We start from the raw sequence: 5,425 nt of genomic DNA, 5'->3' as shown, positions 1-5,425 counted from the left end.
TAGCACGGCCCCGGTTGTAAAACACCATATAGTAATACAGCTAAGCAGCAGCGATACCGCAGCCTGGAAAGGATTAATGAATAATCTGCAACACCTCAAAGACGAGTGGGGAAACAGTGTACAAATTGAAGTAGTGGCACATGGCCCTGGTATTGAAATGCTGATGAACGCAAAAAGTACACAGCAAATAAAAATAACAGAATTAAAAAATGCAGGTATTGTATTTGCCGCCTGCATGAATACTATGAAAGCAAGAAACTTAACAAAGGATGTAATACTATCAGAAGCCATTTTTGTGCCATCGGGTGTGGTGGAAATTGTAATGAAACAGGAAGAAGGCTGGAATTATTTAAAAACTGGATTTTAAATAATGCAGTATAATTCAATCATACACCCAGAGATTTATTGCCCGATTTTTATTAAATATCATTTTAAAAAGTACGTTGAATTTAAATGATTAAAAAAATTATTGGAACCAAAATTACTGATCAAAATGCAGCCGTTTGGCACTGCAAAGTTTTAAAGAAAGTGATCTAATTATGGGTTAAGGAAAGTATATCCGCATGATGCCCATTATTTTAAAAGGCATTATAAAGGTGGTAAGAGAAGATGAAAACGGAAATAAAATCCTGCTGCATTGCCTTTCAGGAATCGGGTTTGCTCAATAGGTGATAGTTGCTGTAACGAAGTAAAAATTTGAGGTAAGCGCAACAGCAGAAGATGATTTTTAATTGATATCGAATCTTAGGGAAACAGAATTTTAGTTGGGTCTTTTATCGTGCTACAAACAAAAGTTCACAGTCCGAAAAAAAACAGGAAACAAGAAGATGGCTTTTAATTATCCCCCCGGCATTTCGGCATATTCATTTTTTATTTTAGCCATTTTGCATGCATTATTCCCGCAGGCTGCTTTCTTTTTTAATTTTTAGGTAAGCTGTAATATGCAATGCCATCTTTAAATATCACGGCAGCAGCAATGGTTACTATATTATTTTTCATTAGTTGTTGGGTTACTGTGGAAAATCTATTTTTTTAATATTATTTTAATTGCGGGAATCCGTTTTAAATTTGTACAACACTTTAACATTAAAGCTTAATACATCGTACACTACTATGATAGATATTACATTTAGCAGGCAATTGATAATTATAGGTTTATTATTTTTAATGGCCTTTAGCTGTATTGACTGCAATAACGTGGCAAATGATTATAAAGCAATAAAGCCGGCTACAGCTTCTAACTGGCAGGCTCCTGATACCAATTCACTTGTCTCAACGCCTGGCGCAGATTTAATCCGCTACGGTAAAGAACTAATAATTAATACAGCAAAATATCTTGGCCCAAAAGGCACTGTTGTCTTCATAAGTAATGGTATGAACTGTGGCAACTGTCACCTGGATGGTGGCACGCGTATAAATGGAAATTGCTTTGCCATGGTGGCAGCTACCTATCCAAAATTTAGAAACCGGAGTGGAAAATCAGAGTCCATACAATTCAGGATAAATGATTGCCTGGAGAGAAGTTTAAATGGAAAAAAATTAGATACCTCCAGTAAAGAAATGGCAGCAATGGTAGCCTATTTAAAATGGCTGGGGAAAGATGTACCAAAAAATGTAGTTATAAAAGGTATGGGTGTACCTGAAATACCCTTGTTGTCAAGGGCGGCTTCTGTAGAAAAAGGCGGGCATGTTTTCAAACTACGTTGCAGCAGTTGTCATGGAGCCAATGGCTTGGGGTTGCTGAAACCAGATTCCAGCGGGTATATTTATCCTCCACTGTGGGGTTCACATAGTTACAATGTAAAGGCCGGTATTTTCAGGCTGTCAAGTTCGGCCGGTTTTGTAAAATACAATATGCCATACAATGCGAAACCTCAAGCGCCTTCACTTACGAATGAAGAAGCTTGGGATGTAGCAGCGTTCATCAACACGCAGGAACGGACGTTTAAAACCTTTCCCAATGACTGGCCGATGCTATCTTCCAAACCAATAGATTATCCTTTTGGTCCTTTCAGTGATAGTTTTTCTGAGCAGCAGCATAAATATGGTCCATTTACCAGTATGAAAAAGCCGAAAAATAATAAAGTTGCTTTGGATAAATAATTAATAATACCAGCGCTATAAATAAACTCAAATTACACCTTTACAACTTTACAACTTTGCAACTTTGCCAAAGTTTAAAACTTTGGCAAAGTTTATACATCCCCGATCGAAAATTATTTTAGTTTCTTCTGTTCCATAAACGTTACCAGATTTTTCTTTGCCTTGTTCTTTATTTTATTTTGAAAAAAACTGTTCCAGCCCAAAATAGTACCTGTTAAACCAAATGCCTGCCTGCTCCATTTGTGTACACTAAAAGCATCGCTGTGCTCAATAATTTTACCATCTGCAAAACGCATGTTGGCTTTTATTTTATTGATCACCAGCTTACCCGTGGCGGAAAATATATACTTCGCCATCCAGTCGCAGGTACTGTATTCTTCATCAAGTACAACAATGTTACCATAAGTAAGTGAAAACTGTTTCGCATTTTTACACAACATCTCCCACATACTTTTTGCTTCTTCTCCTCTTAATAATCCAAACACAGGGTCAAAAAAAACAATGTCATCGCTGTAACAACTGTTCATAGCAGCAGCGTCTAATTGTTGAAAGGCGGTATAAAATTTTTCAATCAGTTGCGAATTAGTATTCATATTTTTAAGCACTTTGTTTCGCTAAAAGTAGCATTATAGATGATGTAACCGGCAATAAAATATATTTCTTTTTTACCGCAGAATTTTTCACTTTTTTATTTGCCGAAACCATTTGTGAGGTGCAGGTATTGAATAAATTTTTGAATAAACACCCCTGTCATAAAATTGAGAACTGTTTTTGCTATAATTAAACCAGAAAAAATTTCTCCTCAACATTATATGGCCAAATCAAACATATCCATCTACAGCGCATTAGTGGCAAACTTAGTGATTGCAGTAACAAAATTTATTGCGGGTATTTTTAGCAACAGTTCGGCCATGATTGCAGAAGGCGTGCACTCGCTGGCAGATACCATTAACCAGTTACTGATACTATTTGGCATAAGGCAAAGCAAAAAACCACCCGATGCAACACGGCCTTTTGGGTATGGTAAAGAATTGTATTTCTGGTCTTTTATTGTATCCATTATCATTTTTGGATTGGGTGGCGGCGTATCTGTTTACCAGGGATATCTGCACATTATAAAGCCGGAAATGCCCGGCGACCTCACCTGGAATTATGCGGTGCTTGGTATATCTTTTTTGTTTGAAGGCAGTTCTTTACTGATAGCAGCCAGCGCATTTAATAAAACGCGAAAGGGGCAATCCTGGTGGCCGGCAATTAAACGCAGTAAAGATCCCTCTGCTTTTTTAGTATTGTTTGAAGATGGCGCTGCGGTGCTGGGCCTTACTGTTGTTGCCATTTGTTTGTATACCGGTCATCGTTTTCACCTGCCTTGGTTAGATGGCCTTGCTTCGCTGCTGGTAGGTGTTTTACTGGTGGGTGTTTCGTTTATACTGGCAAGAGAAAGCAGGAGCCTTTTGATGGGCGAAGGACTTGCAACGGCTACCCGCCAAAGGATAAGCACCCTGGTACAGCAAGATGATGCAGTAAAAAAAATAAAACATATTTTATCTACTTATCAATCACCGGAGGAAGTGTTGCTTATACTCATTATAATATTTAAAGAAGGGCTTGATACCAATGAAATCAATGATGCTGTTTTACGGATAAGAGCAACAGTAAAACGTGAATTTTCTTTTGTACACTTCATTTTGATTCAGCCGGAAGCGCTGGAAAAATAACCAGGCTTTTTTATATTTGATTGGTTATTGTAACAGATTTTTTCTTAAAATAATTAAACTGGCATGCTGGTTGCCGTTATTAGTAAAAATTTGTTGCAACATAAAAAACATTGAAGTAGTTTCAGCTAAGGTTCTGTATCTTTCAAAAAAAGAGATAACATTATTGATGCACTGCCTTCCAGCCCATGCACAATTAATTAACCCCTCACCTCATTACAATATGAACTTATCCGAAAAAAAACTGGTAGTAAAAGAATCAATGTTGCCGGGAGCAGGCAAAGGATTGTTTACTGAAGAATTTATTGAGAAAGGCCTTTGCATTATTGAATACAAAGGCACGGTTACCACCTGGAAAAATGTTGACCATGACGATGGAAAGAATGCCTATATTTTTTACGTAAACCGAAACCATGTTACGGATGCAAAAAATCATCTACATGAACTTGCCAGATATGTGAATGACGCAAAAGGTATTAAGCAGGTAAAAGGCATTAGCAACAATGCCGAGTATGTAGTTGTTAAAAAAAGAATTTTTATTTATGCTATCAAAAATATTCCTGCCGGTGCTGAAATTTTTGTAGGCTACGGTAAAGGTTACTGGGATACTATCCGGGCGTATATCAAAGAAGCAAGCCAAAGAAGTATCGAAGCAACCGTTTAATTTTACCAATATCAAATTACATTAACGCATTACTAATCCATCTTTCAGCCGAATGATGCGGTTACCAAAAGTAGCATTGTGTTCGCTGTGCGTTACCTGTACGATGGTTACTTTTTCCTGCTCATTTAATTTTTTAAACAGTTGCATAATTTCAGTTGCCTGGTCGCTGTGCAGATTACCCGTTGGCTCATCTGCAAAAATAACTTTTGGATTACCAGCAATGGCTCTTGCAATACCTACCAACTGTTGCTGACCTCCGGAAAGTTGTGCAGGAAACAAATCCTTTCTCCCAACAATATTGAATTTATCCAGCAACTCTGCTACCCTACTTTTTCTTTCGGATGAATTTAGGCCTTTGTACAATAGGGGTGTCTCAATATTTTCATACACCGTCAGTTCATCAATTAAATGATAGGCCTGAAAAACAAAGCCAATTTGATTGCGGTGCAGTTCTGTCCTTTTCTTTTCTGTTAAACGGGAAACATTGTCGCCGAGAAATAAATATTCCCCGTCATTGGGTTCTTCCAGCAGTCCTAAAATATGCAAAAGGGTTGATTTGCCTGAACCCGATGGGCCCATGATGGACACAAATTCTCCTTCCGCAATATCGAGGCTTACATCGCTTAATACATAGGCTTTTTTTGAACCGGTGTTGTAGTACTTGTAAACTTTTTTTAATTGTATCATATTTGTAGTTTTTACCCAAAGGCATATTTTTGTTTTGCCGTTAAGACTTTTATTTTTTGCTATTGAGCCGTTTGGACATTTTTTAATGAAGGTTTTGTGTTCTACCATTAGGCGCTGAGAAGTTTTTATTATAGTTTAGTATTTTATTTTTCCGTTTTAATTTCATGCGCTTTAATCATTTGCCTGAGCTTTTTTTCGTCAAACAATTCAATCATTGAACTATTTCAAAGCCCCCCAATGTGGCTGAGATTTAAAT

General features: G+C 37.2%; 6 protein-coding genes. 4 read left to right on the top strand and 2 right to left on the bottom strand.

Features of this window, described 5'->3' with window-relative positions; translation table 11 throughout:
* Positions 1 to 367: DsrE family protein (locus tag H7254_RS15350; RefSeq protein WP_301933800.1), on the top strand; the 367-nt coding region annotated here is incomplete at its 5' end.
* A 746-nt stretch (positions 368 to 1,113) separates the two neighbouring features.
* On the top strand, positions 1,114 to 2,103 hold the full coding sequence (locus H7254_RS15345; RefSeq protein WP_301933799.1) for a c-type cytochrome: 990 nt from the start codon (positions 1,114 to 1,116) through the stop codon (positions 2,101 to 2,103).
* A 113-nt stretch (positions 2,104 to 2,216) separates the two neighbouring features.
* On the opposite strand, the gene H7254_RS15340 is transcribed toward H7254_RS15345, so the two are convergent.
* Positions 2,217 to 2,696, bottom strand: a complete 480-nt coding sequence (locus tag H7254_RS15340) for a nuclear transport factor 2 family protein (protein WP_301933798.1) — start codon at positions 2,694 to 2,696, stop codon at positions 2,217 to 2,219.
* A 219-nt stretch (positions 2,697 to 2,915) separates the two neighbouring features.
* Here H7254_RS15340 and H7254_RS15335 point away from each other — a divergent pair, with 219 nt between their 5' ends.
* Positions 2,916 to 3,821: a cation diffusion facilitator family transporter gene (locus H7254_RS15335; protein ID WP_301933797.1), complete on the top strand. Its 906-nt coding sequence runs from the start codon at positions 2,916 to 2,918 to the stop codon at positions 3,819 to 3,821.
* A 166-nt stretch (positions 3,822 to 3,987) separates the two neighbouring features.
* The gene (locus H7254_RS15330; protein WP_301933796.1) at positions 3,988 to 4,482 is read left to right on the top strand and encodes an SET domain-containing protein-lysine N-methyltransferase; all 495 of its coding nucleotides are present in this window, start codon (positions 3,988 to 3,990) and stop codon (positions 4,480 to 4,482) included.
* Positions 4,483 to 4,503: 21 nt separating this feature from the next.
* On the opposite strand, the gene H7254_RS15325 is transcribed toward H7254_RS15330, so the two are convergent.
* Positions 4,504 to 5,169, bottom strand: a complete 666-nt coding sequence (locus tag H7254_RS15325; RefSeq protein ID WP_301933795.1) for an ABC transporter ATP-binding protein — start codon at positions 5,167 to 5,169, stop codon at positions 4,504 to 4,506.
* Positions 5,170 to 5,425: the final 256 nt, after the last annotated feature.

Source organism: Ferruginibacter sp., from assembly GCF_014377975.1.
In the GTDB taxonomy this organism is placed as follows: Bacteria; Bacteroidota; Bacteroidia; order Chitinophagales; family Chitinophagaceae; genus Ferruginibacter.
The sequence above is the reverse complement of the archived record's forward strand: the minus strand, read 5'-3'. Positions and strand labels throughout refer to the sequence as shown.

Coding starts and splice junctions, on each gene's coding strand:
- H7254_RS15325 (WP_301933795.1), bottom strand. CDS start 5,169: ATGATACAATTAAAAAAAGTTTACAAGTACTACAACACCGGTTCAAAA.
- H7254_RS15335 (WP_301933797.1), top strand. CDS start 2,916: ATGGCCAAATCAAACATATCCATCTACAGCGCATTAGTGGCAAACTTA.
- H7254_RS15345 (WP_301933799.1), top strand. CDS start 1,114: ATGATAGATATTACATTTAGCAGGCAATTGATAATTATAGGTTTATTA.
- H7254_RS15330 (WP_301933796.1), top strand. CDS start 3,988: ATGCACTGCCTTCCAGCCCATGCACAATTAATTAACCCCTCACCTCAT.
- H7254_RS15340 (WP_301933798.1), bottom strand. CDS start 2,696: ATGAATACTAATTCGCAACTGATTGAAAAATTTTATACCGCCTTTCAA.